Source organism: Natronosalvus halobius (assembly GCF_024138145.1).
Classification (GTDB): Archaea; Halobacteriota; Halobacteria; order Halobacteriales; family Natrialbaceae; genus Natronosalvus; species Natronosalvus halobius.
This window is the reverse complement of the sequence record NZ_CP099997.1, coordinates 1,812,805-1,839,774: the sequence shown is the minus strand read 5'-3', so window position 1 is coordinate 1,839,774 and position 26,970 is coordinate 1,812,805. Positions and strand designations below refer to the sequence as shown.

28 protein-coding genes and 1 pseudogene are annotated in these 26,970 nt (G+C 64.3%); 15 read left to right on the top strand and 14 right to left on the bottom strand.

Going from position 1 to position 26,970, the window contains the following annotated elements; translation table 11 throughout:
* Positions 1 to 41: 41 nt before the first annotated feature.
* The 4 genes from NGM15_RS09050 to NGM15_RS09035 form a co-directional block, all read right to left on the bottom strand.
* The gene (locus tag NGM15_RS09050; protein ID WP_253429764.1) at positions 42 to 1,025 is read right to left on the bottom strand and encodes a substrate-binding domain-containing protein; all 984 of its coding nucleotides are present in this window, start codon (positions 1,023 to 1,025) and stop codon (positions 42 to 44) included.
* 373 nt (positions 1,026 to 1,398) lie between these two features.
* Entirely contained in the window at positions 1,399 to 1,992 is a 594-nt protein-coding gene (locus NGM15_RS09045) for a uracil-DNA glycosylase (protein WP_253437998.1), read from the bottom strand.
* Positions 1,993 to 2,152: 160 nt separating this feature from the next.
* Complete coding sequence (gene meaB / locus NGM15_RS09040; RefSeq protein ID WP_253429761.1) at positions 2,153 to 3,268, bottom strand: methylmalonyl Co-A mutase-associated GTPase MeaB; 1,116 nt, start codon at positions 3,266 to 3,268, stop codon at positions 2,153 to 2,155.
* The gene (locus NGM15_RS09035; protein WP_253429758.1) at positions 3,265 to 3,678 is read right to left on the bottom strand and encodes a cobalamin B12-binding domain-containing protein; all 414 of its coding nucleotides are present in this window, start codon (positions 3,676 to 3,678) and stop codon (positions 3,265 to 3,267) included. Before NGM15_RS09035 ends, meaB begins: the two co-directional genes overlap by 4 nt.
* Before the next feature lie 101 nt (positions 3,679 to 3,779).
* On the opposite strand from NGM15_RS09035, the gene NGM15_RS09030 reads away from it, so the two are divergent.
* Complete coding sequence (locus NGM15_RS09030; protein WP_253429756.1) at positions 3,780 to 4,199, top strand: acyl-CoA thioesterase; 420 nt, start codon at positions 3,780 to 3,782, stop codon at positions 4,197 to 4,199.
* Positions 4,200 to 4,248: 49 nt separating this feature from the next.
* On the opposite strand, the gene NGM15_RS09025 is transcribed toward NGM15_RS09030, so the two are convergent.
* From NGM15_RS09025 to NGM15_RS09010, 4 genes are all read right to left on the bottom strand, one after another.
* Complete coding sequence (locus tag NGM15_RS09025; RefSeq protein ID WP_253429753.1) at positions 4,249 to 4,920, bottom strand: class I SAM-dependent methyltransferase; 672 nt, start codon at positions 4,918 to 4,920, stop codon at positions 4,249 to 4,251.
* Positions 4,921 to 5,820 (bottom strand): thiamine-phosphate synthase family protein, encoded by a 900-nt coding sequence (locus tag NGM15_RS09020; protein ID WP_253429750.1) that lies wholly within the window; start codon positions 5,818 to 5,820, stop codon positions 4,921 to 4,923.
* Positions 5,821 to 5,957: 137 nt separating this feature from the next.
* Positions 5,958 to 6,563 (bottom strand): dCTP deaminase, encoded by a 606-nt coding sequence (gene dcd / locus NGM15_RS09015; protein ID WP_253429747.1) that lies wholly within the window; start codon positions 6,561 to 6,563, stop codon positions 5,958 to 5,960.
* Positions 6,564 to 6,704: 141 nt separating this feature from the next.
* On the bottom strand, positions 6,705 to 7,403 hold the full coding sequence (locus NGM15_RS09010; RefSeq protein ID WP_253429744.1) for a thioredoxin domain-containing protein: 699 nt from the start codon (positions 7,401 to 7,403) through the stop codon (positions 6,705 to 6,707).
* Between the two features lie 103 nt (positions 7,404 to 7,506).
* Between NGM15_RS09010 and pth2 the strand changes: the two genes are divergently transcribed.
* The 3 genes from pth2 to NGM15_RS08995 all read left to right on the top strand — a co-directional run bounded on the left by pth2 (position 7,507) and on the right by NGM15_RS08995 (position 9,579).
* On the top strand, positions 7,507 to 7,845 hold the full coding sequence (gene pth2, locus NGM15_RS09005) for a peptidyl-tRNA hydrolase Pth2 (protein WP_253437995.1): 339 nt from the start codon (positions 7,507 to 7,509) through the stop codon (positions 7,843 to 7,845).
* A gap of 117 nt (positions 7,846 to 7,962) precedes the next feature.
* Positions 7,963 to 8,628, top strand: coding sequence for an alpha/beta hydrolase (locus tag NGM15_RS09000; RefSeq protein WP_253429741.1), 666 nt, complete (start codon positions 7,963 to 7,965; stop codon positions 8,626 to 8,628).
* A gap of 345 nt (positions 8,629 to 8,973) precedes the next feature.
* Positions 8,974 to 9,579 carry a hypothetical protein gene (locus NGM15_RS08995; protein WP_253429738.1) on the top strand — a complete coding sequence of 202 codons (606 nt, stop codon included), beginning with the start codon at positions 8,974 to 8,976 and terminating at the stop codon, positions 9,577 to 9,579.
* 55 nt (positions 9,580 to 9,634) lie between these two features.
* Here the strand turns inward: NGM15_RS08995 and NGM15_RS08990 are convergent, their stop codons facing one another.
* Together NGM15_RS08990 and NGM15_RS08985 are read right to left on the bottom strand one after the other, a co-directional pair.
* A complete protein-coding gene (locus NGM15_RS08990; RefSeq protein WP_305882008.1) occupies positions 9,635 to 9,871 on the bottom strand; it encodes a Gfo/Idh/MocA family oxidoreductase in 237 nt (78 codons plus the stop codon).
* Positions 9,872 to 10,007: 136 nt separating this feature from the next.
* Positions 10,008 to 10,156 (bottom strand): annotated as a pseudogene (locus NGM15_RS08985) (IS6 family transposase); the annotation flags it as partial.
* A gap of 92 nt (positions 10,157 to 10,248) precedes the next feature.
* On the opposite strand from NGM15_RS08985, the gene NGM15_RS08980 reads away from it, so the two are divergent.
* Complete coding sequence (locus NGM15_RS08980) at positions 10,249 to 10,677, top strand: RDD family protein (RefSeq protein WP_253429735.1); 429 nt, start codon at positions 10,249 to 10,251, stop codon at positions 10,675 to 10,677.
* A 46-nt stretch (positions 10,678 to 10,723) separates the two neighbouring features.
* The gene (locus NGM15_RS08975; RefSeq protein WP_253429732.1) at positions 10,724 to 11,914 is read left to right on the top strand and encodes an AGE family epimerase/isomerase; all 1,191 of its coding nucleotides are present in this window, start codon (positions 10,724 to 10,726) and stop codon (positions 11,912 to 11,914) included.
* Here NGM15_RS08975 and NGM15_RS08970 read toward each other — a convergent pair.
* Both NGM15_RS08970 and NGM15_RS08965 read right to left on the bottom strand, forming a co-directional pair.
* Complete coding sequence (locus tag NGM15_RS08970) at positions 11,911 to 13,401, bottom strand: flippase (protein ID WP_253429729.1); 1,491 nt, start codon at positions 13,399 to 13,401, stop codon at positions 11,911 to 11,913. The two genes, NGM15_RS08975 and NGM15_RS08970, sit on opposite strands and share 4 nt — an antisense overlap.
* Before the next feature lie 434 nt (positions 13,402 to 13,835).
* Complete coding sequence (locus NGM15_RS08965) at positions 13,836 to 14,198, bottom strand: DUF7344 domain-containing protein (protein WP_253429726.1); 363 nt, start codon at positions 14,196 to 14,198, stop codon at positions 13,836 to 13,838.
* Between the two features lie 242 nt (positions 14,199 to 14,440).
* Here NGM15_RS08965 and NGM15_RS08960 point away from each other — a divergent pair, with 242 nt between their 5' ends.
* Complete coding sequence (locus NGM15_RS08960) at positions 14,441 to 17,944, top strand: PAS domain S-box protein (protein WP_253429724.1); 3,504 nt, start codon at positions 14,441 to 14,443, stop codon at positions 17,942 to 17,944.
* Positions 17,945 to 18,149: 205 nt separating this feature from the next.
* Here NGM15_RS08960 and NGM15_RS08955 read toward each other — a convergent pair whose 3' ends face one another.
* Positions 18,150 to 18,899 (bottom strand): GNAT family N-acetyltransferase, encoded by a 750-nt coding sequence (locus NGM15_RS08955; RefSeq protein ID WP_253429721.1) that lies wholly within the window; start codon positions 18,897 to 18,899, stop codon positions 18,150 to 18,152.
* A 237-nt stretch (positions 18,900 to 19,136) separates the two neighbouring features.
* On the opposite strand from NGM15_RS08955, the gene NGM15_RS08950 reads away from it, so the two are divergent.
* The 7 genes from NGM15_RS08950 (at position 19,137) to NGM15_RS08920 (ending at position 24,748) form a co-directional block, all read left to right on the top strand.
* Positions 19,137 to 20,216: a succinylglutamate desuccinylase/aspartoacylase family protein gene (locus NGM15_RS08950; protein WP_253429718.1), complete on the top strand. Its 1,080-nt coding sequence runs from the start codon at positions 19,137 to 19,139 to the stop codon at positions 20,214 to 20,216.
* Between the two features lie 145 nt (positions 20,217 to 20,361).
* Positions 20,362 to 20,757: a succinate dehydrogenase, cytochrome b556 subunit gene (gene sdhC, locus NGM15_RS08945; protein ID WP_253429716.1), complete on the top strand. Its 396-nt coding sequence runs from the start codon at positions 20,362 to 20,364 to the stop codon at positions 20,755 to 20,757.
* Positions 20,757 to 21,122 (top strand): succinate dehydrogenase/fumarate reductase transmembrane subunit, encoded by a 366-nt coding sequence (locus NGM15_RS08940; RefSeq protein ID WP_253429713.1) that lies wholly within the window; start codon positions 20,757 to 20,759, stop codon positions 21,120 to 21,122. Before sdhC ends, NGM15_RS08940 begins: the two co-directional genes overlap by 1 nt.
* Position 21,123: 1 nt before the next feature.
* The gene (locus tag NGM15_RS08935; RefSeq protein ID WP_253429710.1) at positions 21,124 to 22,014 is read left to right on the top strand and encodes a succinate dehydrogenase/fumarate reductase iron-sulfur subunit; all 891 of its coding nucleotides are present in this window, start codon (positions 21,124 to 21,126) and stop codon (positions 22,012 to 22,014) included.
* Between the two features lies 1 nt (position 22,015).
* A complete protein-coding gene (locus tag NGM15_RS08930; RefSeq protein WP_253429708.1) occupies positions 22,016 to 23,872 on the top strand; it encodes an FAD-binding protein in 1,857 nt (618 codons plus the stop codon).
* Between the two features lie 118 nt (positions 23,873 to 23,990).
* The gene (locus NGM15_RS08925; protein ID WP_253429705.1) at positions 23,991 to 24,467 is read left to right on the top strand and encodes an RDD family protein; all 477 of its coding nucleotides are present in this window, start codon (positions 23,991 to 23,993) and stop codon (positions 24,465 to 24,467) included.
* Between the two features lie 62 nt (positions 24,468 to 24,529).
* Positions 24,530 to 24,748 carry a hypothetical protein gene (locus NGM15_RS08920; protein WP_253429702.1) on the top strand — a complete coding sequence of 73 codons (219 nt, stop codon included), beginning with the start codon at positions 24,530 to 24,532 and terminating at the stop codon, positions 24,746 to 24,748.
* Between the two features lie 249 nt (positions 24,749 to 24,997).
* Here NGM15_RS08920 and nth read toward each other — a convergent pair whose 3' ends face one another.
* Positions 24,998 to 25,681 (bottom strand): endonuclease III, encoded by a 684-nt coding sequence (gene nth / locus NGM15_RS08910; protein ID WP_253429696.1) that lies wholly within the window; start codon positions 25,679 to 25,681, stop codon positions 24,998 to 25,000.
* A 177-nt stretch (positions 25,682 to 25,858) separates the two neighbouring features.
* Between nth and NGM15_RS08905 the strand changes: the two genes are divergently transcribed.
* A complete protein-coding gene (locus NGM15_RS08905; RefSeq protein ID WP_253429693.1) occupies positions 25,859 to 26,968 on the top strand; it encodes a coiled-coil domain-containing protein in 1,110 nt (369 codons plus the stop codon).
* Positions 26,969 to 26,970 lie beyond the last annotated feature (2 nt).

Here is a 26,970-nt window from a genome sequence, read left to right as displayed (position 1 = left end):
TGTGGAGTATACTGTAAGAATCGTTTGGATTGATCCGAGCGTTACGCGTCGGCGAGATCGGCGAACTCGAGACCGAGTGCGTCCATGACGTTCTTGATTGGGTCGTAGTCCTCGACCGATCCTTCCTTCACGCCGGTGAACCAAAGTTGCTCGTCGGAGTCCTCGTCGATGAGATCCTCCTCGGTCGCGTTCAGCAACGCCTCCTCGATGTCGCCCTTCAGCGAGGAGTCCCAGTTCGAACGGGCGACGATCGGCGCTCGTGGGATGGGGTCGGATTCGGAGAGGAGTCGCAGTTCCTCGTCTGCACTACCCACACCGTCGGCCTCGGCCGAGGTCTCCAGGAATTGATCCGAGAACTGGTCCTCGGGGATGTGCGGCGCGAGCACGAACGCGCCTGCGCCGGCGGCCATGACCTCGTCCTGCTGGAGGAGTTCGTCTCGAGCGGTCGAGTGGTCCGAGTGACGCGTGCTGAAGTCCTCGGGACTGCCGTCGGGCGCGTTCCCGACGTCGAGTCCGGCTTCCGAGAGCATGTACAGTGGGAAGAGGCTCCCGGAGACCGAGAGCGGGTCACTGAGCGACACGTCGGTGCCCTGGAGGTCAGCCAGTTCTTCGATTTCGCTGTCCGGCGTCGTCGCGATCAGCGAGAAGTACTGTTCTGCACCGTAGGCAATGCGGATACCCAGGACGTCCATGGAGTCGGGTGCCGCGATCACGCCCGTTGGCGAGATGTCTGCGATTTCCGCCTGGTCGTTCCGAATCGCGTCGACCGTCGCCGTGTAACTGCTCGTTTCGGTCGCGTCGATCGTGGCCCCGGTCTCGTCCTCGAGGTAGTCGAACAGCGGCTGGTACTGTTTCATCATGTCGACGTCGCCTTCAGCGGGGTTCAGCACCATCCGAACCTCGCCGTCGTCTCCACCGTCACCCGTGAGATCTCCCAGACAACCCGCCAGCCCCGCCGTCGCCGTCACACCTGCACCTTTGAGGAACGTTCGCCGCTTGTTTGTCCACCGTGTCTTATCGGACATGGATGACACTATGAACGCCACCATTTAGGAGTTTCTATGTCGTCTACATACTCATCCATCGGGATTCCAATTGAGACGCGCTTTGTACACAAACCGGCCGAGTTTATCCGACATTTTGGCTCTTGACTGCTATTATTAAACAAACGATTATCGAAAAATTCCGTCGGTTTTCGGTATTGCTCGTTCGGACAAAATGTGACCCGTCCGAACGAAATACGAGTAGTTTTCACGCATACGTGAATCACCGCCCAGGCCTCGAGCGAGAGTGGGAGTGGGAGCGAGAGTGGAAGTGGGAGTGGGAGCGAGAGTGGAAGTGGGAGTGGGAGCGAGAGTGGGAGTGAACGTAACCGTCAGCGTCCACTGGTCGATACGGCTAGTCGAACCCGTCGAGGCGCGACTGGCCACCCTCGCCACCGTCGTCGAGCCCCGCCAACTCCGCCGCCGTCTCGAGCGTTTCTGCGAACGTATCGGTCTGGCTCCGGTCGTACAGCGTCGCGGCCGGGTGGAGACAGATCAGGACGCGTCTCGCGGTGTCGCCGATGCGGGCGTCCTCGACGGTTCCGGCTTCTTTCGTCACCGCGACCGACCGCTCGAGCAGGTGTTCGCTCGGCACCTTGCCGAGCGTGACGATCACCTCTGGGTCGAGTCGGGCGATTTCAATCTCGAGGTAGCCCCGACAGTTCGCGAGTTCCGCCTTCGTCGGGTCCCGGTTCTCGGGTGGCCGACAGCGCACGCAGTTCGTGATGCGGACGTCCTCCCGGTGGAGGCCCACGTCCCGGAGGTGGTCGTCGAGAACCGACCCGCTCCTCCCGACGAACGGTTCCCCTTCGCGGTCCTCGGTCGCACCGGGTCCCTCCCCGATGAACAGGAGGTCGGCGTCCTCGGGCCCCGCTCCGTTGACGATCTGACTGCGCGACTCGACCAGGTCGCTACAGCGCGTACAGCCCGTCACCTCGAGGCCGTCCATCTGTTCGGTGTCGGCGTTTTGCTCGGCGTCGGCGTTTCGCTCGGCCTCAGTCGACAGTTCACCGTCGGCGTCACCGTCGTCCGCGGTCATATGCTCCGCTCGGAGAGCCATCTACTAGAATCCTTCCACGCGCGCTCACAATCAACAGTGGGTGGGCGACCTACCGCGAGACCGACTCGAGGCGCTCGCCCTCCAGCTCCTCGAGACACCGCTCGAGCGGAGCGAGCGCCTCGTCGGCGATCGTGTACGGGTCGGTCTCGCCTGTCCGGACCGCCTCCGCGAGCGCGTCGACGCCGCCGGCGCGCTCGAGTTCGTCCTGGAGCAGGTCGTGGACGTCCTCCCGGAGCAGGGTTCGGATCTCCTCGCCGTAGCGTCGACGGGTGCGCTCGGCGAGGGTCCCGGAGCGCTCGAGGTAGTGGCGGTGGTGTTCCAGATCCTCGATCAGGTCGTCGACGCCGGTTCCGTCGGTGGCGACGGTTTCGACGACGGGTGGGATCCACGTGTCGGGTTCGTCTGCTTCGTCTGGTTCCCCCTTACCGCTGCCCTCGCTCGAGTGAGGGCTCGAGTCACCCTCACCCATCGCGTCCACACCGTGGTGCCCGCCTCCCGAACTCGAGAAGCCGCTGCTCCCGTCGCCCAGTTCGATCATCTCGAGGAGTTCCTGGACCGTCCGGTCGGCGCCCGGCCGGTCGGCCTTGTTCACGACGAAGACGTCGGCGATCTCGAGGATGCCGGCCTTGAGCGTCTGGACGGAGTCGCCGGAGCCCGGTGGAACGAGCACGGCGACTGTATCCGCGGTTCGAACGATGTCGATCTCGTTCTGTCCGGCACCGACGGTCTCGATGATGATCTTGTCCTTGCCGAAGGCGTCCATCGCCTTGACGGCGTCGGCGGTCGCCGTCGAGAGCCCGCCGAGGGTTCCCCGGGCGCTCATCGAGCGCACGAAGACGTCCATGTCGCCGACCGTCGAGGCCATGCGGATGCGGTCACCCAGCACGGCTCCGCCGGTAAAGGGCGAGGAGGGGTCGATGGCGATTACGCCGACGGTCTCGCCCCGATTGCGGTAGGTCTCGGCCAGTTTGTCCACGAGCGTGGACTTGCCCGCGCCCGGACTGCCCGTGATGCCGACGATTTCGGCGTTGCCGGTGTGGGCGTACAGGTCGGAAACCAGTTCGCGGTAGCCCGGCGCCCGGTTTTCGATCTTCGAGATGACGCGCGCGAGCGCCCGATGCTTTCCGGCCAGGAGGTCCTCTAACAGGTCGTCGTCGCCGCTCATCGCTCGGGGGCGTTCTCGCGGACGAACTCGACGGTCTCCTCGATCGAGGTGCCGGGTCCGAAGACGGCGGCGACGCCCTCCGCTTGCAGCGCTGCCTTGTCCTCCTCGGGGATCACGCCACCGACCAGGACGAGGGTGTCCTCGGCGGCGTCGTACTCCTCGAGGCCGTCCATGATCTTCGGGACCAGCGTCTTGTGGGCTCCCGAGAGGATCGAGATGCCGAGGACGTCGACGTCCTCCTGGACGGCCGCCTGGACGATTTCGGCGGGCGCCTTGTGCAGTCCGGAGTAAATGACCTCGAAGCCGGCGTCGCGGAACGCTCGAGCGATGACGTGGGCCCCGCGGTCGTGGCCGTCCAGGCCGACCTTCGCCACGAGACACCGGATCGATCGCGTTTCCTGTTCGCTCATGTCCGGTACTTTTCCGCCGGTCGGTTTGACTCTAACGGAAGTTCGTGGGGGTTCACGCGCCAATCGACGCGCACAAATCGCCGGCGCACGAGTCACCGCCAATGACCGATCTCGCGACCGACCTCCCGTTCATCGTCGACGTCCCGATCCGTTACCGTGATCTCGACCCCTTCAACCACGTCAACAACGCCGTCTACGTCACCTACCTCGAGTCGGCCCGGGCCGCGTACCTCGAGGCCGTCGCCGACCTCGCGGCCGAGGACTACGGATTCGTCGTTGCCAACCTCGAGATTGACTACGAGCGATCGATCACGATGGGCCAGGACGTCGTCGTCGCGACGGGAACGACGAATCTGGGCACCTCGAGCTGGACGATGGGCTACGAGATCTACGCCGACGGGACTCGTGCGGCGATCGCGGAGACGACCCTCGTGTGCGTCGACGCCGAAACCCGATCGTCGATCCCGATACCGGATTCGATGCGCCAGCGAATCGTCGAGTACGAGGGGTTCGAGGGCTGAAAGCTCGCTCGAGAGACGCTCGACTCGACAGTACCCGACGAGAGCCAGATCAGTCGATTCGCCCGCCAGTCAACCGCACGACGCCGCCGGTGTACGTCTCGTGGGCGACCGCACCCGACTGCGCGCGGAGCCGATCGTGGGCGTCTCGAACCTTTCGGTCGAGCTGTCCCGAGAGGTCGCGATCGTAGCGAAGCCGCGTCGTCGGCGGGGTCGACAGGGCGACGACGATCCCGAAGAGCGCGTTGACGGGCGGAGCGTACCAGCGCCTGCTCCGACCGGCGTTGACGAGGACGAGGTGGCCTCCTGGCGCGAGCGCGTCACACCACTGGTCGACCGCTCGAGCCGGCTCGTCGAGCATGCCGACGACGAAGGTGGCGAGGATCGCGTCGACCCCGTCCTCGTCGGGAATCGGCGGCTGGGTCGCGTCCGCCCGGACGACGTGGACGTTGTCGTACTCGGCCGTCGCTACGCGCGCTCGCTCGAGTACACCCCGGGTGAAGTCGAGCCCGATGACGGTCCCCCTGGGGCCGACCTGCTCGCGAAGGTAGGTCAGGTTGGCACCCGTTCCACACCCCATCTCGACCACGGTGTCGCCCGGTTCGAGCCGACAGGCGAGGGCGGCCTGACGCCTGAGGGTGACGATGCCGGGCGTTCGCGTGGCCAGCAGGTCGTACAGACGCGCCCAGCGGCTGTAGAACGCCTGTGCATCCTCGTCTGCCATTCAGACCAGCTCTCGGATCGTCCTCGCAACCGCCTCCGCGTCCGGACCCAGCACGTAGGTGAGGGGTTCGATGCCCTCGCCGCCGGTCTGGTAGAGGACGGTCGCCTCCGGCGTCTCCTCGATGGCCGCCCCGACGCTCGAGGCGACATCGCCCGATTCGTCGAACTCCGCGAGGTCGTGGCCGCGCTCGGCCAGCGCGTCCAGGAGCGCGGGATCGTACCGGACGTTCACCGCGGCCGCCGCGTCGCTGCCGTGACGTCGCGCGGCAAGGAGCACTGTGGCCACGTGCTCGGAGACGCCGAACTCGGGCTCTCCAGGGACCGTCGCCCGCCCCTTTACGTCGAAGATCCGCCCGGGGACGCCCGCCACGTCGTCGACGTCCTCGGCGTCGGGGACGCAAGCGACGAGGTTCGACCCCACCGCCGGAATCAGGCCGGCGAAGCCGCTCGCGTTCTCGAGGATACGCAGCCCGCGTCGGAGCGAGGACCGAACCCGCTCGCTCGAACGGACGGCACTCTCGGGGTCGTGAACGCGAAAGCTCGCGTCGTGTTCGGCCAGTTGCGGGACGGACGTCTCGTGGAGCGTCGCCAGCAGGTCGCCGGGACTCTCGAGGTCGCGCACGAGCACTTCGATCTCGACGAGCGCCTGGACCGGCGACATATCACCGCTCGAGAGTCCCTCGCCGAGTCGCGTCACGAGTTCCTGGACGCGGTCGTCGTCGGCGATGCGGTCGTTCGTGGCGACGTCGCCGTGGGCGTACTTCGAGACGGCGCTCTGGCTGATCCCGAGGACCTCGGCGACCTCGCTCTGGGTCAATCCTCGCTCGCGAAGCTCTCCCGCGAGCTGTGAGCGGATCGTCGGCAGGAACTCCTCGACGACGATCTCTTCGACGAATTTCATCTGCCCGGACGTAGGGGACCGCGTACAATAACTGTGGGGATCGTCCTGGACGTACTTCTCGCGGCTCGGGACTCCCGTCGCTCGAGGCGCGCGACTGGTTTACGGGAAGAAGCCTCGGCGCTTGACCTCGAGGCGGTTCACTCCTCGCGACGGTCGAGCTGATCGCCGCCGAACTCGTCGTCGCGCTGGATTCGGGAGGCCTGCGGGCCGTCCTGGTCCTGGTACTTCGAACCGCGTTCGCTTCCGTAGGGTCGATCCGCTGGCGTCTTCAGCTCCGTGAAGGTGAGCTGTGAGATCCGCATCCCCGGCGAGAGGGCGACCGGGGCACTCCCGAGGTTCGAAAGCTCGAGGGTGATCTGGCCTCGATACCCCGGGTCGCACAGGCCGGCCGTGGCGTGTACCACCACGGCGAGGCGTCCAAGGGACGAACGCCCCTCGACGTGGGCGATCAGGTCCGCCGGAATCTCGACGCGCTCGTGGGTCGTCCCTAGCACGAAGTCGCCGGGGTGGAGGATGAAGTCCTCACCGTCCTCGACGACGGTCTCGGTGACGTAGTCGTCGACCTCGCGTTCTTCGTTCGGGTGAATGCAGGGGATGTTCGTGCGCTGGAATTCGAGGAATCGACTCCCTAGCCGGAGGTCGACGCTCGCCGGCTGGATCTGCAGGTCGTAGTCGTCTATCGGCTCGACTACGAGGTCGCCCGCCTCGAGTCGGTCGAGGATGTCCGCGTCCGAGAGGATCATGTGCGGGAACTCGCGTGCGGCGTGGTAAATGGTTCGGATCCGCTGGCGGTCTGGTTCGGATCCACGGGCGCTTTCGTGGCCGTGCTGGTGGTGGCGCGGTGGCGATGATTGCCGGAGCCACGTCTCTGTCGCGGTCGAGCCTCAGTCGTTCGCGAGCGCTTCGTCGATTGCCCCGACGATCGCCGCCGTGTCGGGCTCCACTCGCTCGCCGTCGACGACGATCCAGGGTGTTCCCTCGATGCCTAGCTCCATCCCGTGGGCGCGCTCGGCTTCGAGGCCGTCCCGGTAGGTCACGTCCTCGGCGTCCGCTCGAACCTGCTCGGCGTCGAAGCCCAAGTCGCTCGCGACCTGTTCGATGAGGTCGTAGGAGTACCCGTCATCCCAGTGGGTGAAGATTTCGCCGGTGAACTCGAAGAATGCCTCGTCACCCTCCTGGTCCTGGACCGAGCGGGCCGCGCTCGCGACGGCGTAGGACCACTCCTCCTGGACGGGGATGGGAAAGTCCCGGTGTTCGTAGCGAATCTGCTCTGCGTCGACGTACGCTTCCTTGATGTCCGGGAATATCTCCGTGTGATAGAGGGCGCAGTGCCCGCAGCCGAAGTCCTCGAAGACGGTGACCGTGACGTCCGCGTCCGGGTCGCCGATGACGGGTATCTCGAGCAGGTCGTCCTCGTTGACGTCGGATCCGTTGCCGTTGCCGCCACCGTTACCGCCGCCATTGCCGTTTTCCTCGCCGTTTCCGTTCCCGTCGCTCTCCGCATCACCGCCACCGAGACAGCCAGCACCGGCGAGCGCCGATCCGGCGGCGAGCGCGGCGAAGCGTCGTCGCGTCACGTTCATGGTCCATCGTATCGAGTCCGTGCGCAAATAGGTGTCGCAGTCGCCAGTCTGTAACTCGAGCGTAACCGCGGACATTTTACCGGTCGTCCACCTCGTCGTCTGCATGAAACAGGCGATCGTCGCCCGAACGGACATCGGTATGGGAACGGGAAAACTCGCCGCACAGGTGGCACACGCCTCGTTGTCGGCCTACGAGAAGGCCGACGATCGATCGCGCCGGCGCTGGAAGAACGGCGGCCAGAAGAAGATCGTGCTGAAGGGCTCGAGCGAGCGCGAACTCCACGAACTCGCGGCGATCGCCGACCAGGAGGGACTGCCGAACGCGGTCGTTCGGGACGCAGGCCACACCCAGCTCGAGCCCGGAACGGTGACGACGCTGGCCGTCGGCCCTGGTGACGAGGACCTGGTCGACCGGGTGACGGGCGAGCTGTCGCTGTTCTGATCGACGGGGTCCGTCTCGCGATGCGACTTCGAGGACGCCCGTCCGATGGTGCGCTCGAGTGCGCCCCAGTTCGCCGCCTCGAGAACGCCTTTCACGCTCGAGGCCCTTCGTGAACCTATGAGTGGAACGTCGACCCCGAACGCCGGCGACGACCCGCACGGCGACCAACCCGTCGAGCGCGCCGGTGCCGACCTCGAGGACGCCAGTGCCGCGATGATCCTCGTCCACGGTCGCGGCGCCCGCGCCTCGGGCATGCTCGAGATGGCCGCCCAGTTCGACCGCGACGATGTGGCCTACCTCGCACCCCAGGCCGCCCGCGGAACCTGGTACCCGCAGTCGTTTCTCGCCCCGATCGAATCCAACGAGCCGTACCTGACCTCGGCGCTCGCCCTGCTCGAGTCGACGCTCGAGACCGTAAACGAGTCGATCCCGGTCGAGCGGACGATCCTGGCTGGCTTCTCACAGGGGGGCTGTCTCGCCAGCGAGTTCGCCGCCCGGAACGCCCGCGAGTACGGCGGCGTCGTCGCCTTCTCTGGCGGGCTGATCGGACCCGAGGGAACCCCGCGGGAGTACGATGGCTCGCTCGAGGGCACGCCCGCGTTCTTCGGGTGTAGCGACCAGGATCCCCACATCCCGCTCGAGCGGGTGCACGAGTCCGTCGAGGTCTACGAGGGACTCGGAGCAGACGTCACCGAACGAATTTACGAGGGAATGGGCCACACGATCATCGAGGACGAACTCGAGGTCGTTCGCACCATCGTGGACGATGCAGCCGACCAGTAGCCCGAGAGGCCGCTACTGTGGCGTTCGACGCAGTGGCCGTACGGCAATGACGAACGTCCACCCCAAACTATACTTTCTGTAGTAAGGCCTGATTGCTGACTCGAGCAGATCGTCCCTCTCCGTCAGTGGCGCTTGGGACTGCGGTTTCCGCACGTGGCCTGAAACCGATCCCCCACCGGGCTTCGCTCGTCCACCGTCAATCGCTTCGAAGTCCGTACGCAGCCGGTAAATATGCGGTATAATCCGAAATAAATGCGCAATTAGCGGTCTTTATTCCGATTTTATTATGAATTTGGCGGCAGTCTTAGATAGATCTGAAGCCAATTACGTGTGTGACCGTAAACCATGTCTAACGTCAGCGAACGAAATCTGGCATCCCGTACCATCGAGGGAGTGGAAGCGCTGGTTAGCACGGAATCCGGCGAGGTTTTTATCGACGTACCAGCCGCGAACCCGCGCTACATCCGCGTCGAGGAGGGCGACGTAATTCAGGAAGGAGACACCCGCTCGCGAACGGAAGAAGAACTCGCATCCGACTCGCTCAGAAAGTGGACGGTAGATACGATCGGACCGGAGACGGTCATCGGGACGGATCGAGAGACGGACGAGCGGCGCGAATGGGATCGGGAGTCGCTCGAACAGAAACTCGCGATCGGCAGTCTCTCTACGAACCTCACCGATTTCGAACGAGTAAACGTTGGGGAACCCCGCACGGCGGATCGGGACGGCGGACGGTCGGACGAGCAACTCGTGACCGTGACCGCGTATGGGAACGATAGCCGAAAATTCACCCAATCGTACCGCCTCGTCGACGTCGATGAGGGCGGCGACGAACGCCGCCTCGAGCTGGCCAAATCCGACAAACGGATCGAGGGGTTCGCAGACGAGCTGCGAAAGGAGTTCAACGAAGCGGTCGAGCTCGCGCTGCGAAACGAAGGGTACGCGGTCTGACTGACGTTTTGCTTCGATCCGGCGTTCCTTTCAACGGTGTTTCGAGTCAGGCCTGTTATCGTTTTTCGTTTCCCAGCCCTCGGACTTCCTCCACGGCCACTGGCGCCTCGAGTGCGGCACTCTCGTACAGCGCGTTGGGCAGGGGGACGTACACCGCGTCCAGGTCCGAATCGGCGAGCAGGTCGTCGTACGAGCCGTACGACCGCGGGATGCCGTACTCCTCGGCGACCGATTCGGCTCGGCCGGCGTCGCGGGAGGCGATGGCGCCGACGCGGTGTTCGTTCGAGTCGATCGCCGGCAGCAGCGCCTTTTAGGCGATTCCGGCCGTCGATAACACGCCAAATTCCATACGCGAACGCCGACGAGGAGGCGCAAAAACCCAGCGGATGAGGCGACGAGAGGGAGGGGGTTCGGATACTGTTCGGATATAGAGAGATCGTATTCGAATGCGAGAATCTCGCGAGATGGAGTTGAATACCGAGTTCCATCAGTAACTCTGGTGTCGCTTCTCGTTCCACAAAATCCACTTCGAGATGGCTATCGATCCGGTGGGACTAGCGTTTTCCGACTCAGGCATGCAGAAAACGCTCTGCCTCTCCTTTCGGTGTTCATCTAAACATCGCCCAGGAAATTCAACAGTTATTTACAGAACTATTTTGACATTCGCTCATGAATCGAAAACGCCATAATTATGCTGGGGTTCTCGAGCGCGGCCTTGCGTTGCTTCTCGATGGTATCATTATATTCGTGCTTCTACTTGCAGTCTTACTACCACTGATATTCCTCCTCCAACCAGCATCCCCGGAATCGACGGAGGCTCTGGGAGGTTTCGTTGGGCTCGTTGGAAGTGCCGTGTACTATGTCGGGACTGAAGCCAGGTGGGGTGCAACGGGCGGAAAGATGGCTATTGGTCTGCGAGTGGTCAACCGACACGGCGAGCAGTGTTCAACTGGGGATGCCGTCATACGGAATATTACGAAGATCATCGGCGCAGGTACGCTATTGGCGGTCATCGTTGCTATCCTCCTCATTATCTCGTCAGAAGACAACCAGCGCCTCGGGGATATGATGGCCGAGACGGTGGTCGTTCGAGAATAAGTTGTTGGACCGAATCACTATGTTGCCGTGTCCGGTAGGCATCGCCATGAACGTCTACCGGACTCGGGCCGGGCTTCGCCATCAGTTCCGGGACATCTTGCAGTTCTACTACCCAGTGATGATCGACACCAAAATTGGCGGGTACGCTGCCCAGGTCGACGAGCGGGACGGCTACGTCTACGACGCGAGGACGAGACACCTCGTCGCCACGGCTCGCGGCGTCCACAACTTTAGCCTCGGCGTTCTCGAGGACGGGCCCGACTGGTGTCGCTACGCCGCCGAACACGGCCTCCGGTTCCTCTCAACGGTCCACTGGGACGACGAGCGCCAGGGATACGACTGGGTGCTCGACGGCCGCGAGCTGACCGACCGCACCCGCTACTGTTACGGACATGCGTTCGTCCTGCTCGCCGGGGCGCGGGCTCACCAGGCCGGCATCGCCGGCGGCCGTGCGGAACTCGAGCGCGCGTTCGACGTGCTCGAGGAGCGGTTCTACGAGCCCGAGCACGGGTTGTACACTGACCGAGCAACGCCCGACTGGGATTCGCTGTCGCCCTACCGCGGCCAGAACGCGAACATGCACGCCTGCGAGGCGCTTCTCGCGGCCTACGAGGCTACCGACGAGGAGCGGTTCCTCGAGCGGGCGTACACCGTCGCCGATCGGTTTATCAGGGAAGTGACGAGTTCGACCGACGGCCTGCTCTGGGAGCACTACACGGAAGAGTGGAAACCGGATCTCGCGTACAACGAGGATCAGCCGACCCACCAGTTCCGGCCCCCCGGTTACCAGCCGGGACACCATGCCGAGTGGGCGAAGTTGCTCGCGTTGCTCGCGGAACATCGGTCGGAGGGGTGGCTCCTCGAGCGCGCCCGCGACTGCTTCGACGCCGCGGTCGACCTCGGCTGGGACGACGAGCACGGCGGACTCTACTACACGGTCCAGGACGACGGCGAGCCGATCGTCGCGGACAAGTACGGCTGGGTGCACACCGAGGCGATCGGCGCGAGCGCGCTGTTGAGCCGGTTCGACGCCGAGTATGCCGAGTGGTACGATCGCCTCTGGACGTACTCGCGTGAGCACCTGATCAATCCGAAGTACGGCAACTGGTATGGACGACTCACGCGCGTCCACGAACGCGACGATTCGGACCGTGGGCCGGCGGTCGAGCCGGGCTACCACCCGTTGACGAACTGCTGGCTCGCGATGCGGGCGCTCGAGGCCGAGTCGCCTAGTTAGACGTCGCTCCCCGAGCCCAGCACCGTCCGCACGTCCTGCGGATCGATCAACCCGCTGGCGAAGGCGAGCCCGGCCCAGACGACCACGCCGACGGAGATGCTCGCGAAGAGCATGCCCAGGCTCGAGATGAAGGGCGCGAGGACGACGACCAGCAGCCCCATCACGCCGGTGATGGCGACGATTTTCCCGACCGTCGCCGCGAGTTCCTCGAGGCGCAGGGAGAGTTCGGTGTGGACGACGTAGAGGTTTACACCGACGTAGATCGAGTGGGTAGTGATCGTCGCGATGGCCGCACCGACGACGCCGATGGTCGGGATCAGAACGACGTTGAGCCCGAAGTTGGCCAGGGCGGTCCCGCCTTTGGCCATCGCTCGAGCGCGGGCGCGTCCGAGGTAATCGAGGCTATCGCTCGTGAGGTTCGTGATCGCCTGCAGGACGACGAAGACGCAGAGCACCTGCAACACGGGGACGGCCCCGGCGTAATCACCGCCGAAGACGAGGGTCACGAACGGCTCGGCGACGATGGCCAGGCCGACGGCCGCGGGCACGTAGAGCAACAGCGTATTCGTCAGCGCCGTCTCGTAGAGCGTTCGGGCGTACTCGAGGTCTCCCGACGCCTTCTGTTCGCCGAAGTTGGGCGAGATGGTGAACCCGAGTGAATCCGCGGGCGCGAGGACGAAGTCGACGACCTGCTTCGCGAGGGTGTAAAAGGCGACGGCCACCGGGTTGAGGAAGAATCCAACGAGGACGATGTCGATCTGTTTGTCGATGACGTTCGCCCCTCGGGTCGCGGTGAGGGGGACGCTGTACTCGAGCACCCGGCGGGGGAGCCCCGGTTCGAACGACGACGCTCGCTCGAAGGGGCGATAACACTGGAGGTAGAGGACGGTAATCCCGAAGACGGCGGCGATGGCGTAGCCGACGACGTAGCCGAAGAAGGCCCCGAGTGCGCCGAAGCCGGCGACGACGAACGCCACGGCGAACAGGAGCCGCGAGACGCCGCCGATCGCCTGGACGGCGGCGCTGTACCTGAGCATGTTGAACCCCTGGAAGGTAATGATGGCGAGGCCGTGAAACGACATGGCCAGGACGTAGACGGCTCCGGCGGCGAGAAACGGCGCGACGGCCCCATCACCGAGTACCGCGGCGATCTGATCGTGACCAAAGAGCAGGATGATCGAGACGACCGCAATACAGAGCACCTGCACGGCGACGGTCAACTCCAGGACGCGAGGGATCTGGCCGGGATCCTTCTCTCGATACTCGGCGAGGTAACGTGCCGCAGACTTCCCGAGGCCCCCGCCGGCGATCAACTGGACGACGCTCAGCACGCCGATCGCCCAGAACAGCGTTCCGTAGCCGTCGGGATCGAGGAGGAATCGCGCCAGAACGACCATCAACAGCGCGCTCGAGCCCATGTAAATCGCTCGAGCGACGAGCATAGCCTTGAAGCCGCGGACGATGTGATTCAGCGTGCGTGAACTCATTGTATGAGAGTCGTGATAGTGGATGGAGACGATGTGTGGGTCGTGGCAGCGGGTGGGAGACGATGTGTGGGTCGTGGCATCGGGTGGGTGACGGCGTCGTGAGGCGGCCGTCGTCCGTGTGACTGGTCGATTCTGGATACGGCGGTCGACGGTCACCACGAGGCGACCCAGCGGTCGACAGTCGGCGTCGGCGTCGAGCCCACCTGTCGCTCGAGTCCAATGCCTGGACGGTGGTTTGTAATGCGGTCCGTTCGCCCTCGAACGAGCGGGCTACCGCCGGGGGATTCGAGCAACGCCTTTAGCCGTCAGTGATGGGCTCGAAACCGATGTTCGAATCCGACCGGCGGCTAGTAAGCGGACCCTACGTGGCGAGGTCGACGAGTGCGACGACCGTCCGCGACTGTCCGTCGTGAGAAACCGAGAACGAGGGTCGATTACTCGAGGTCGGCGTCGCCAGGACGGACGTCGTCGAGCGAAACCCACGATGGCCGAATCACGTTCGTCTCCGGATCGTACTCGAGCACGTGCATCTCGGCCATCTTGGGGAGGTGGTGGTGATGGAGGGAGATTTCGATCTCGCTACGGTCGACGCTCGCCTCGTCCTGGACACCGCGGTCGTCTTCGCGGGCAGCGACCTCGCGGGTCAGTTCCTCGAGTGAGACAGTCCCAGAAGTCCCGGTGAGAACCTCCAGCGCCAGTCGACGACGGTCGGCGGCGAGCAATCGATGACGATCACTGGTGCTTAGTTCGATTGCGTCCGAGCGTTCGTCCGTTGCGGTGTTCGATGGGGAAAACATTGATTTACACCGGTCGGCTGGTGATTGCCAACACGTACGGGTAGAGCGCGCCGACTCCTGTAAGGTCGTACTAGAAGTGATTAGGTATCTTTCGAAATCGTGAAGTGACCGATTGGGTGCGTTCGCTCCCGTCCGGCTATAAGAAATCGTGCCGGAGTCAGCGGATAAAATAGTAGGTACTTGAACGAGACGGGAGACTCCATCGACGGAACGTTGAAGCCCGAGTGTCTGGTATACAGGCTATGCCCTCGGAACGACTGACGCCCGCCCTCCGAGAAACCCTCGCCGTCTTCGACGGTGCAGGCGAACCTCGGACGACACCCGAGGTCGCCACGGCGATCGAACTGGGTCGGCGCAGCACCTACGCCCGACTGGAGCGACTCGCCGAACGGGGCAGACTCGAGACGAAGAAAGTCGGCGCCAACGCACGCGTGTGGTGGCGACCGTCCCGACCGTCCCGACCGTCCCGACCGTCCGAACACGTCGACGGGACGGCTCCAGACTGGCCGGCCGCCGCGGAGTCGCTGGTAACCGACGCACTCGACGAAATCGAGGTCGGCATCTTCGTACTCGACGAGTCCTTCGACATCGCCTGGGTCAACGCCGCGACGGAACGCTACTTCGGGCTCGACCGGGAGCGGGTCGTCGGTAGTGACAACCGACATCTCGTCGACGAACGTATCGCGTCGACCGTCGCGGATTCGGAGAGGTTCGCGGAGACGGTCCTGGCGACGTACGACGACAACACGTCCACCGAACGCTTCGAGTGCCTCGTGGAGGCGGCCGACGGGCGCGAGGAACGCTGGCTCGAGCATCGAAGCCAACCGATCGAGTCCGGCGAGTACGCCGGCGGGCGGGTCGAACTCTACTACGACGTCACCGACCGGAAGCGATCGGAGCGCGAACGTCGCGATCGGATACGCCAGCTTCGTGACGAGCGCGACCTCACCGAACGACTTCTCGAGACCGCGCCGGTCGGACTTGTGGTCGCGGGAGCCGACGGATCCGTCGAGCGAATCAACTTCCGGGTGAGAGACCGTCTGGGAATAGACGAAGGGGACGTCTCGGGTTTATCCGTCGAAGATTTGGCAGTCTACGAGCCCGACGGGGACCCACTCTCGGCAGCGGATCACCCGATTTCACGCGTGATCGAAACCGGCGAAACGGTCACCGATCGACTCGTCCGGTACGACGAATCGGGCGAGAGCCGTCGATGGGTTTCTCTCACGGCGGCGCCAGTATTCGGCGAGAACGGGAGCGTCGAGCGGGTCGTCGTCGCCAGCAAGGACGTGTCAGACAGCAAATACTGGGGTCGCGAACGGGAACTCGAGCAGTACGAACGAATCGTCGAAGCGGCCGACGACGGCATCTACGTCCTCGACAGCGACCGCCGGTTCACGATGGTGAACGACGGATTCGCGTCCCTGACGGGATACGATCGGGAAGAACTTATCGACGCTCGCGCAGAGACGGTGTTCGAAGCGGCGTCCGTCGACGTAGCAAACGAGAAACAGGCCGAACTCGACTCCGGGAACTTGGACGCCGCCGTCCTGGAGGAGGAGCTGCGTCGGGCCGATGGAACGTCGTTCGTCGTCGAGAGCCGGTTCGATCGCTTCGAATTCGACGACGGCGAGACGGGGCGCGTCGGCATCGTCCGCGACGTTAGCGAGCGCGTCGAGCGCGAGCGGGAACTCGAGGAGGTGAGGCGTCGCTATCGAACGATCGTCGAGCACTTTCCCAGCGGGGCCGTCGCCCTCGTCGACGAGAATCTTCGCTACATCACCTTCGGCGGCACGCCGGAGGGGGAGTCGGGCGTGACGAGGACCGATCTCGAGGGTAGCCCGGTCGAGGAGGTACTCCCGCGGAACCTCGCCGACGTCGTCGTCCCTCGTTACGAGGCGGCTCTCGACGGCGAGCCCTCGACGTTCGAGGAGACGGTAGACGGCAGGGTCTACCAGTTCCACTTCGTCCCGGTTCGAGACGACGACGGCGACGTCTTCGCTGCGACGGCGATGTCTCAGGACATCACCGAACGAAAACGGTACGAGGAGCGACTCCGGGCGCTCTACGAGTCTTCGCGCGGGTTCCTGACGGCCGACACGGTGTCGGCCATTGGCGAAATTCTGACCGAAACGGCCCAGGAGGTCCTCGATCTCCCCGGTATCGTGGTCTACGACTACGACGACGACCGCGACCGACTCGTTCCTGGTGCTTCCTCCGCCGAGTCCGGGTTCATGCGTGATGACTTCCCGGTCGTTTCGCTCGACGAGCGGAGCCTCACGGGTCACGTGTTCGATTGCGGCGAGAACCGGTACTACGAGAACGTCCACGAGTCGTCGCACCTGCAGGTTTCTCCCGAGGCAACCGAGATGCGTGCCGGTCTCTTCGTCCCGCTGGGATCGGAGGGAATCCTCATCGTGGGCTCACGGGAAGTCGACGGGCTCGACGCGAGCACCCGCCGGCTGGTGGCGTTGCTGGCGATGAACGCCGAGGCGGCCTACGAGCGGGTGAACAACGAATACACGCTCAAGCGCCAGCACGAGCAACTCGCGGCCCTGAACAGTCTCAACGAGGTCGTCAGGGAGATTACCGACGCCGTCATCGATCAGTCCACACGCGAAGAGATCGAGGCGACGGTCTGTGAGCGCCTCGCCGAATCCGACTCGTACCTGTTCGCCTGGATTGGCGACGTCGACACCACCCAGACGGTGAATCTGCGGACCGAAGCCGGCGTCGACGGGTACCTCGACGGCGTCACGATCACGGTCGACGCCGACGACGATCGGAGCGAGGGGCCCACCGGACGGGCCCTGCGAACGGGCGAGATTCAGACGATGCACGACATCGATGCCGACGCTCGCTACGATCCCTGGCGTGGCTGCGTCGAGTCCTACGGCTTCCAATCGTCAGCGGCCGTCCCGATCGTTCACGAGGGAACAGTTTACGGCGTCCTGAACGTCTACGCGGAGCGGGCGAACGCGTTCGAGGGCCAGGAGTGCGGACTGATCGGCCAACTCGGCGAAATCGTCGGTCACGCGATAGCCGCTGCCGATCGGAAACAGGCCCTCATGAGCGACGAACTGGTCGAACTCGAGTTCCGGATCCAGGACATCTTCGCGACGGTCGACGCACCTGTCGAGACGGCGGGAACGATCACGCTCGACCAGGCGGTTCAGATCGAAGACGACGAGTATCTCGTCTACGGTACCGCGACGCCGGACGCGGTCGACGCCGTGACCGGCCTCACCGAAGCTATCCCCCACTGGAACGACGTAACCTTCCGCTCGGCGGGCTCTCCGACGGGATTCGTGCTCCGCCTGTCCAGCCCACCGGTGCTCTCGGTCGTCGCCTCCCTCGGCGGCGTCGTCGAGCGGGTCGTCATCGAAGACGCCGACTATCGGATGACGATCCACCTCGCCCCGACCGTCGACGTGCGTCGGGTGATCGACGCCGTCGAGGCGTCCTACCCGAACGTCGAAATGGTCAGACGGCGGCAAATTACCCGACCTCACGACGACCCGCAGCGTATTCAGCGCCGTCTCGTCGCGGACCTCACCGACCGACAGCGCGCCGCCCTGGACGCCGCCTACCACGCGGGCTACTTCGAGTGGCCGCGCGAATCGTCGGGCGAAGACGTCGCGGCGTCGCTGGACGTGGCGCCCCCGACCTTCCATCAACATCTTCGAAAGGCAGAACGGAAAGTGCTCGATTCGCTGTTCTCGGACGAGGGGCGGACCGAAGACTAACAGCCATCGAGAGCGGTGTGAGGTCGCGAGCGGGCCGCCGTGTTCGGGTGAAAGGGTGGTCGTCATCGGAACACACGATGGCCGGTCGCCGGAATACACGACCGCTGGTCGCTAGAATATACGACTGCCGGTCGTCGGAAGACGCGACGACGACTGCACTCGATCCAGAGCCAGAGCCAGAGCGAGAACGAGAACGCGGACTCGATCAGAGGTACGACGCGTCCCAGCGCGTCGCCTTCCGCCGGTTATCACAGCTGTTACAGACGATCCGTCCCATCGAATCCATCGCATTGTCCAGCGAGTCGCAGTTGCCACAGAACCAGCCGTAGCGATCGCTCGCCGCCTCGTTCGCGTACACCGTGTAAAAGGGTGCCTTCGACCCGCGCGCAGGCTCCCCGTAGCTCACGTATCGCGTCTGCCCGTCGTCCTCGAGCGCCTCGAGCGCGCGCCACGCGTCGTCGTCGTGGTCGCTCTCGACGTAGACGTTCTCGGTGTGGGTCTGGTCCCCGACGTCGAGTTCGCGGGAACCGACTCGATCGAACCCGTGGGTGGCGTAGAACTCGTTGCCGACCTCGTTCGCCTCCAGGACGACGCCCTGAATCTGTTCCGCCCCGGCATCGAGGAGGGACTCGCGCGTGCGAGCCAGGAGCCGCGGGCCGATTCCGCTCCCGCGGTGGTCCGGATCGACGTGGATCCACTCGATGCGCCCAATCCCGTGGTTCTCGCCGACGAGTTCGCTCTGGGAGAATCCCACGGTTTCGCCGTCGTTCTCCGCGACGAGGTACACCGTGTGTTCGCGTTCGACCGCGTCCTGGAGGTCGTCGCCGTACCAGTTCCCGGCGGCCTCGTCGATGGTTTCGTCGTCCAGGAAGTGGGTGTAGGACTCGGCGAGCGAGCGCTGTGCGACCGACCGGATCCTCTCGCTGTCTGCGGACGTGGCTTCGCGTATGTCCATACCGGCCGCTACCACGGCCTCCTAGAAAACTTCTTGCTCGAGTGACGGCGCGCGAAGGTGTTGGAGTGTGGTTCGAAACCGGGAGTGTGGTTCGAAACCGGGAGTGTGGTTCGAAACCGGGAGTGTGGGGAGCGATTCGACACCAGGAGTCTGGAAAGCGGTTCGTTTACCAGGCGTGACCGTCGCAGGCGGAAGTAGGTCACACCAGTTATACCGATCCCCCTCTTCTTGCCGACCATGAGCGAGGATCGCGCCGACTCGAGTTCGGCCGATGGCGGGCCCGGCGAGGACGTATTCACCTACAACGGTGGGCGGGTCGACCCGGGCGAGTCGGCGAACATTCGGTACGGAATCAGCGAAACCTATCTCGGCGACCCGGTTCGTATCCCCGTGACGGTCATCAACGGCACCCACCCGGGGCCGACGGTCTTCCTGTCGGCGGCGGCCCACGGCGACGAACTGAACGGTATCGAGGTCGTTCGCGAGGTCGCTCACGACTGGGATCACGCCAACCTCCACGGCACGCTGATCTGTCTCCCCGTGATGAACGTCCCCGGCTTCCTCGCCCAGGAGCGGTACCTGCCGATCTACGACCGGGACCTGAACCGGTCGTTTCCCGGCCGGGAGGACAGCACCAGCGCGCGGCGGATGGCCTACCGCATCTTCACGAACTTCATCGAGCCCTGTGACCTCGGCATAGACTTTCACACCTCGACCCGCGGGCGAACGAACATGCTTCACGTGCGGGCGAATACGGACGACGACGACATCGAACGGCTCGCGAAGGCGTTCAGTTCGAACGTGATCATCGCCGGCGAAGGGCCGTCAGGTACGCTTCGCCGGGAGGCCACCGATGCCGGGGTACCGACGATCACCGTCGAGATGGGGGAGGCCCACCGCTTCCAGCGACGCCTCATCGACCGATCGCTGACAGGTGTTGCGAGCGTGCTCGCAGAGTTCGGCCTCCACCCCGACTCCTCGGTCCACTGGCCTGGATGGCGCGTGATCATCGACGACGCGGGCGAGAAGACCTGGCTCCGGGCCGACGCCGGCGGCATCGTCGACATGAAACACTCGAGCGGCGACCTCGTCAGGGAGGGAGAGACGATCTGTGCGATCACCAACCCGTTTAAGGAAGAAGATGACATCGTCACGGTCGAGGCGCCGTTCACGGGGCTGCTCGTGGGCGTCCTCGAAAATCCGGTCGTCTACCCCGGCAATCCGCTCTGTCACCTCGTCAGACTGGATCGGACCATCCTGAACGCTATCGAGCGCGAGATCGAATATCAGGACCCATTCCTGGAGACCCTCGAGTAGCCGCTGCTCGGGCGCACCCGAACGTATTCGGCTTCTCGGTCGAACCGGGGCGAACGGTGCCAGGCGACCCGCCGTTCGCGGTGGCCGACACGGCAGGATAAAAGTAACTTCTATAGCCCCAGGGTCCAACCCTCGAGATGAGCGCATGAGTCAGTCTTACAATCGCGGCCTCATCGAGGACTTCGGTCGCTGGAAGGAGTTCTCGGCCGGGATGTGGGCGTGGATCTTCCACAAGTTCACCGGGTGGGTCCTCATCGGCTACCTGTTCACCCACATCGCGGTGCTGAGTAGCGCCATCTCGGGCCCGGAGGCCTACACGAATACCCTCCAGGGACTCGAAGCACTGTTCCTCGTCCGACTGCTCGAGGTCGGCCTGCTGGCGGTCGCCGTCTTCCACATCCTCAACGGGATCCGCCTGCTGATGGTCGACCTTGGCGTCGGACTCGAGGCCCAGGACAAGACGTTCTACCTCTCCTTGCTCCTCACGGGCGCGATCACGGTCGCAAGCGTCCCGACGTTCATGACGGAGGTGGGCTTCTAATGGCGGAACGTTACTCCTCGTTCGCGCCGGGCGGGACCGCGTGGTTCCTCCAGCGCGTCACGGCGGCGTTCCTGATCGTCGTGTTAGCCTTTCACTTCTTCCTCTTGCACTTCGTCAACCACGCGTGGGAGATCGATTTCGCCGGGACCCAGACGCGTATGCAGGACATCGGCTACTTCCTCACGATGGTCCTGTTCCTGATCACGGCCACGTTCCACGGCGTCAACGGCGTCTACAACGCGCTGATCAACCAGGGACTGACCGGCACGTCGAAGAAGGTCGTCCTCACGATTCTCGTGATCGCCGGGGGCGCGCTGATCGGCCAGGGAATCTGGGTCGCACTCGTCATGGGGGATTTCATCTAACATGAGTACACAACAACAGGAGCAACCGGACGAACCGGAGACGCAGGAGGTACCGGCCGACCAGGAGATGAGCGGCCTGACCTCGCCGCAACAACAGCGACTCCAGCGCAAGGAGTCCGGGCGAGTTGACCGCGAGCGGGCCGCCGAGACCGAAGACTTCGAGGAGGATTCCGTCCACCTCAAGGTGTTCCGATACGACCCCGAAGTCGAAGCCAAGCAGGAACCGCGCTTCGACGACTTTCACGTCCCCTTCACGAAGGGGATGACCGTCCTGGACGCGCTCATCTATGCGCGCGACGAGTTCGACTCCTCGCTTACGTTCCGTCACTCCTGTCGTCAGGCGGTCTGTGGCTCGGACGCCTTCTTCGTCAACGGACGCCAGCGCCTCGGGTGCAAAACACAAATCTCCGCGCTCGAGCAACCGGTCCGCGTCGAACCCCTGCCCCACCAGGAGGTCGTCAAGGACCTGGTCGTCGAGATGGAACACTTCTACGAGCAGATGCACGCCGTCGAGCCGTACTTTCAGCAGGAAGACCTGCCCGATGGAGAACTCGAGGAACAGCGCCAGACTCGCGAGAACCGCGAGAAGATCAAGATGTCCAGCCGGTGCATCTGGTGTGGCGCGTGTATGTCCTCGTGTAACATCGCCGCCGGCGACAACCAGTACCTCGGACCCGCGGCCATCAACAAGGCCTACAAGTTCGCGATGGACGACCGCGAGGACGAGGAGATCAAGGAGCACAGACTGCGCATCCTCGAGCAGGAACACGGCGTCTGGCGCTGTCAGACCCAGTTCTCCTGCACCGAGGTGTGTCCGAAGGACATCCCGCTCACCGAGCACATTCAGGAGCTCAAGCGTGAAGCGGTCAAGAAGAACCTGAAGTTCTGGTAATATGTACGAACACGACGTCATCGTAGTCGGCGCCGGCGGTGCCGGCCTCCGAGCGGCGGTCGCAGCGCACGAGGCGGGAGCGGACGTGGCCATGGTCACGAAACTCCACCCGGTTCGCAGTCACACCGGAGCCGCCGAGGGCGGCATCAACGCCGCTCTCCGGGAGGGCGACGACTGGGAACTCCACGCCTACGACACCATGAAGGGGTCCGACTACCTGGGCGACGCCCCCGCCATCGAAACGCTCGCCAAAGACGCCCCCGAGGACACGATCAAACTCGAACACTGGGGGATGCCCTTCTCCCGCGAGGACGACGGCACGGTCTCTCAGCGGCCGTTCGGTGGCCTCTCGTTCCCGCGAACGACCTACGCGGGCGCCGAGACCGGCCACCACCTGCTCCACACCATGTACGAGCAGGTCGTCAAGCGCGGCATCCAGGTCTACGACGAGTGGTTCGTGATGAACCTCGCCGTCAGCGACGAACCCGACCCGAACGACCGGACCTGTCACGGCGTCGTCGCCTACGACGTCCAGTCGGGCGAAATCCAGGGCTTCAAGGCCCGCCAGGGCGTCGTCCTCGCGACTGGCGGCCCCGGCCAGGCGTTCGATCACACCACCAACGCCGTCTCCTGTACCGGCGACGGCCAGGCGATCGCCTACCGTGCGGGCGTCCCGCTCGAGGACATGGAGTTCGTCCAGTTCCACCCGACGACGCTCCCGAGCACGGGGGTCCTCATCTCCGAGGGGGTCCGTGGTGAGGGCGGTATCCTGTACAACGAGGACGGCGAGCGGTTCATGTTCGAACACGGCTACGCGAACAACGACGGCGAACTCGCGAGCCGGGACGTCGTTTCCCGCGCCGAGTTGACCGAGGTCAACGAAGGACGCGGCGTCAACGACGAGTACGTCCACCTCGACATGCGACACCTCGGCGAGGAGCGCATCCTCGACCGCCTCGAGAACATTTTGCACCTGGCTGAGGACTTCGAGGGCGTCGACGGCCTCGTCGAACCGATGCCGGTCAAGCCCGGCCAACACTACGAGATGGGCGGCATCGAGACGGACGAGAACGGCCAGACGTGTATCTCGGGACTGTATGCGGCGGGCGAGTGCGCCTGCGTCTCCGTCCACGGGGCGAACCGCCTGGGCGGGAACGCGCTGCCCGAGCTCATCGTCTTCGGCAAGCGCGCGGGCGCCCACGCCGCCGGCGCGGACCTCGGCGAAGCCGAGATCCAGACGGGTTACGGCGACGACGTCGAGGACGAGACCGACGCCGACCTCCCCGTGACGCCCGGCGAGGCGGGGCTCGAACCCGTCGGTGCCAGCGAGAGCGAGGACGTCGCCGCCGATGGCTCCGGCCAGATCACTGACGCCGACGGCCTCCTCGAGCGCGCCGTCGAGACCGAGCGCGAGCGAGTCGCGCACCTGATGGGACGCGACGACGGCGTCAAACACGCCGACATCCGCGCAAAACTGCAGAAAGCGATGACCCGAGACGTGAACGTCTTCCGCGAAGAGGAGGGACTCAAACGCGCTCTGAAGGCGATCCAGGAGTGCCGGGAGATGTATCAGGACGTCTACGTGGAAGATCCCTCGCGGACGTTCAACACGGACCTACAGATGACCTACGAGACGCGCAACCTGATCGACGTCGCCGAGACGATCACCCTGGGCGCGCTCGTGCGCAACGAGTTCCGCGGCGCCCACTGGCGCCTCGAGAACCAGGTCCGCGACGACGAGAACTGGCTCAAGCACACGCTGATCTCCTGGAACGGCGGCAAGCCGTCGATCTGGTACCGGCCCACGATCCTCGAGGGCGAGGACGAGACCTACGAGCCGAAGGTTCGCAGTTACTGATCGCACGGCGTTTGCAATCCTCGTTTTATCGAATCCGTTCTGTCAGGCGTCGCCGAACCCGTCAACGACGGTCGAATACAGCGGAACTGCTAACTCCCGTCGATTCGACACTCGAGTCATGGAATCCGATACGTCGACAGAGAAGACGCTCCACCTCGCGTCCTGGGAGGATCGGTTCTGGGCGTGGCTGATCGACGTACTCCTCGTGGGCGCGGCCCTCTCCGGTCTTGGCGAAGCGGTCGGGACGCTCTCGCTCGTCACCGGCGACCTGTCGTTTTCGCCCTCGTTTCTCGGCGTCAACGGCCTCGGGATCTGGCTTTACTGGACGGCCCTCGAGGGGTACAACGGTCAGTCAGCTGGCAAGCTCGTGATGAACATCGCGGTCACTGACGAACGCGGCGACCCGATCGACTACCCCACAGCGGCGCTCGAGAGCTTTGGGAAGGCGTTCTTGCTCCCGCTCGACGCGCTGATCGGCTGGATCGCCATGGAGGGCGAGTACGTGCGACTGTTCAACAGGCTGTCCTCGACGATCGTCGTCGAGGCTCCCGAGGAAGACGAACCGTCGGGCGTGACGTATGTCCCACCTGAGTGATTCGAAAGGTGATCGACGCCGATCCCGACGCGATTTTCCCCCTCGAGCGCCAGCGATAGCGTATGATTGGTGTCCGTTTCGTCGAGCGCGGTTGTGGACTCGAGGTCGAGCAGGAGTACGAAGGCGAGCGCAAGTACGGAGGCGAGTGCGAGTATAAGGTCGAGCGGGAGTACGAAGGCGAGGACCAAGACCAGGACGAGGACGAGGACGAGGACGAAAATCGCATCGAGTGGGAGCACGAGTGCAGAACCCGCGGATCAGCTAACCGGGTGCGACCATGAGCGGCCCGCGCAAACGACCCCGCCGAACCGGCGACGTGTCGGGCGGTCGTCGACTCAAGCTCGGATTTATAGTGCTCGTCGCCCTGTCGGGAGCCACGATGGCATTTCAGGGTGGTGCGTCGCTTCCGATCGTCGCCCTCGCCACCCTCATCGGTGGGCTGGCGGGTGGTGCACTGCTGTGGTACGTCTCCTGGATTACGCGCTAAACCCGAAGCTCTCGGTTCAGGACTGCCGGCGACTTACCACGAGTTACCACGGTTCGCCAGACGCCAGGTCGATCTCGCTGTCCCCCCTCTCCGACGGACAGATATCGGCGAGGACGCACGCCTCGCAGTCGGGCGACCGAGCCGAACACACCGCGCGCCCGTGATCGATGCAGAGGTGGGTGAACTGCTGCCAGTTTCCGTCGGGAACGATCGCCATCAGATCCTGCTCGATTCGCTCGGGATACTCCTCCTCGGTCAGGCCGAGTCGTCGCGAGAGCCGCTGGACGTGCGTGTCGACGACGATGCCCTCGACCACGTCGTGGCCGTGCTGGAGGACGACGTTCGCCGTCTTGCGACCGACGCCAGGGAGATCCGTGAGTTCGGCCATGGTGTCGGGGACCTGGCCGTCGTGTTCGTCGACGATTTTCTCACAGGCGGTGCGAATGTACTTCGCCTTGTTGTTGTAGTAGGTGATCGAACTGAGGGCGTCGGCGAGTTCCTCCTGGGGAGCGTTCGCGTAGTCTTCGGGCGTCTCGTAGGTCGCGAAGAGCTCCTTCGTCTCCTGGTTGACGCGCTCGTCGGTACACTGTGCCGAGAGGATCACCGCGATCAACAACTCGAGGCGGTTCGAGTATCGAAGCGAGATGGTCGAGTCGGGGTACTCGCGTTCGAGGCGGTCGACCACCTCGGTGGCTTGCTCCTGGCGAGTCTCGAGAGGGGTTCCCATCGGCTGTGGGTTTCGAGAGCGACCATTTCAGGCGTTCGGTTCCGCTATGACGAGTTGCAGAAATGAAAACTGAGGGACACTCTTATCATCCTCCACTTCGAGTCTCTCGAAAAGGCTCCGGGGGGAGTCCACCAGGTGGGCGGGCCACCTGGAAGCGACAGACGGGGAACTCAGGTTATGACCGAAGCAAACGAACCACTCACGATTCCGGACGAACCGTACGACCGATTCGACGACGATTTGCTCGACGCCCTGCTCGCCCAACTCAGCACGGACGAGGGCGGGGCCAGGCGTGACGCGCTCCGGCGAGCCCTGAACATCGACACCAGCACGAGCAACGAGGTCCGCCTCGAGCACGTCGAGTCGTCACTGACCGAACTCGAGGCCTACACCGACGCCATGGGTGAGTTCTTCGACGAGAACGGGACCGCCGAGGACGTCCTCGACTCTGTCCAGGACGGCCTCGAGTCGGCCCGTACGGACCTCGAGTCCCTCGAGTCCGAGATCGGCAACCTCGAGGCGACGGACGAGGTATTCGAGGAACGCGTCGATGGACTCGAGGAGACGTTCGAGCGCCTCGACTCCCGCCTCGAATACCTCGGGACGGAGACGACGGAGCTTCGGGGAGACTTCGAGGCCACGCGGGACTCACTCGAGGATTCGGTCGCCGAGATCGGTGCGACCACCGACACCCTCGCCGACGACCTCGAGGCCCAGTTCGAGACCGTCCAGAACCTCGACGCGCGTCAGGAGGACCTGACGGACCGACTCGACTCGATCGCCGACCAGCAGGAGGCCAACCGCACGGCGCTCGAGGCGCGGATCGACGAGCGGGCGGACGAACTCGAGACTCAGATTGACGACCGAGCCGGGGCCCTGGAGGACCGAATCGACGACCGAGCGGTCGAACTCGAGGAGCGAATCGACGCCGTCGAACGCCACGTCGACGACCGTCTGGCGTCGTTACGCGAGAACCTCTTCGCGGAACTCGAGTCGGTAGACGCCTCGCTGACCGAGGACGTCGAGGAACTCGAAACGGACGTGAGCGACCTCGAGGAATCCGTCGACGACTCGATCGCCGACGTGCGAACGGCATTCGCGGACGACGTTGCCTCCCTCGAGTCCGACCTCGGAACGCTCGAGGCGGCGACCGACGAGCGGATCGACGACCTCCAGGACATCCTGGAGACCGACGTGGACGAACTCGAAGGACGCGTCGACGAACTCGAGACAACGGCGGCCGAGGCCGAGGAGTGGCGCCAGTCGTTACAGCACGCGTTTCAGTGAGC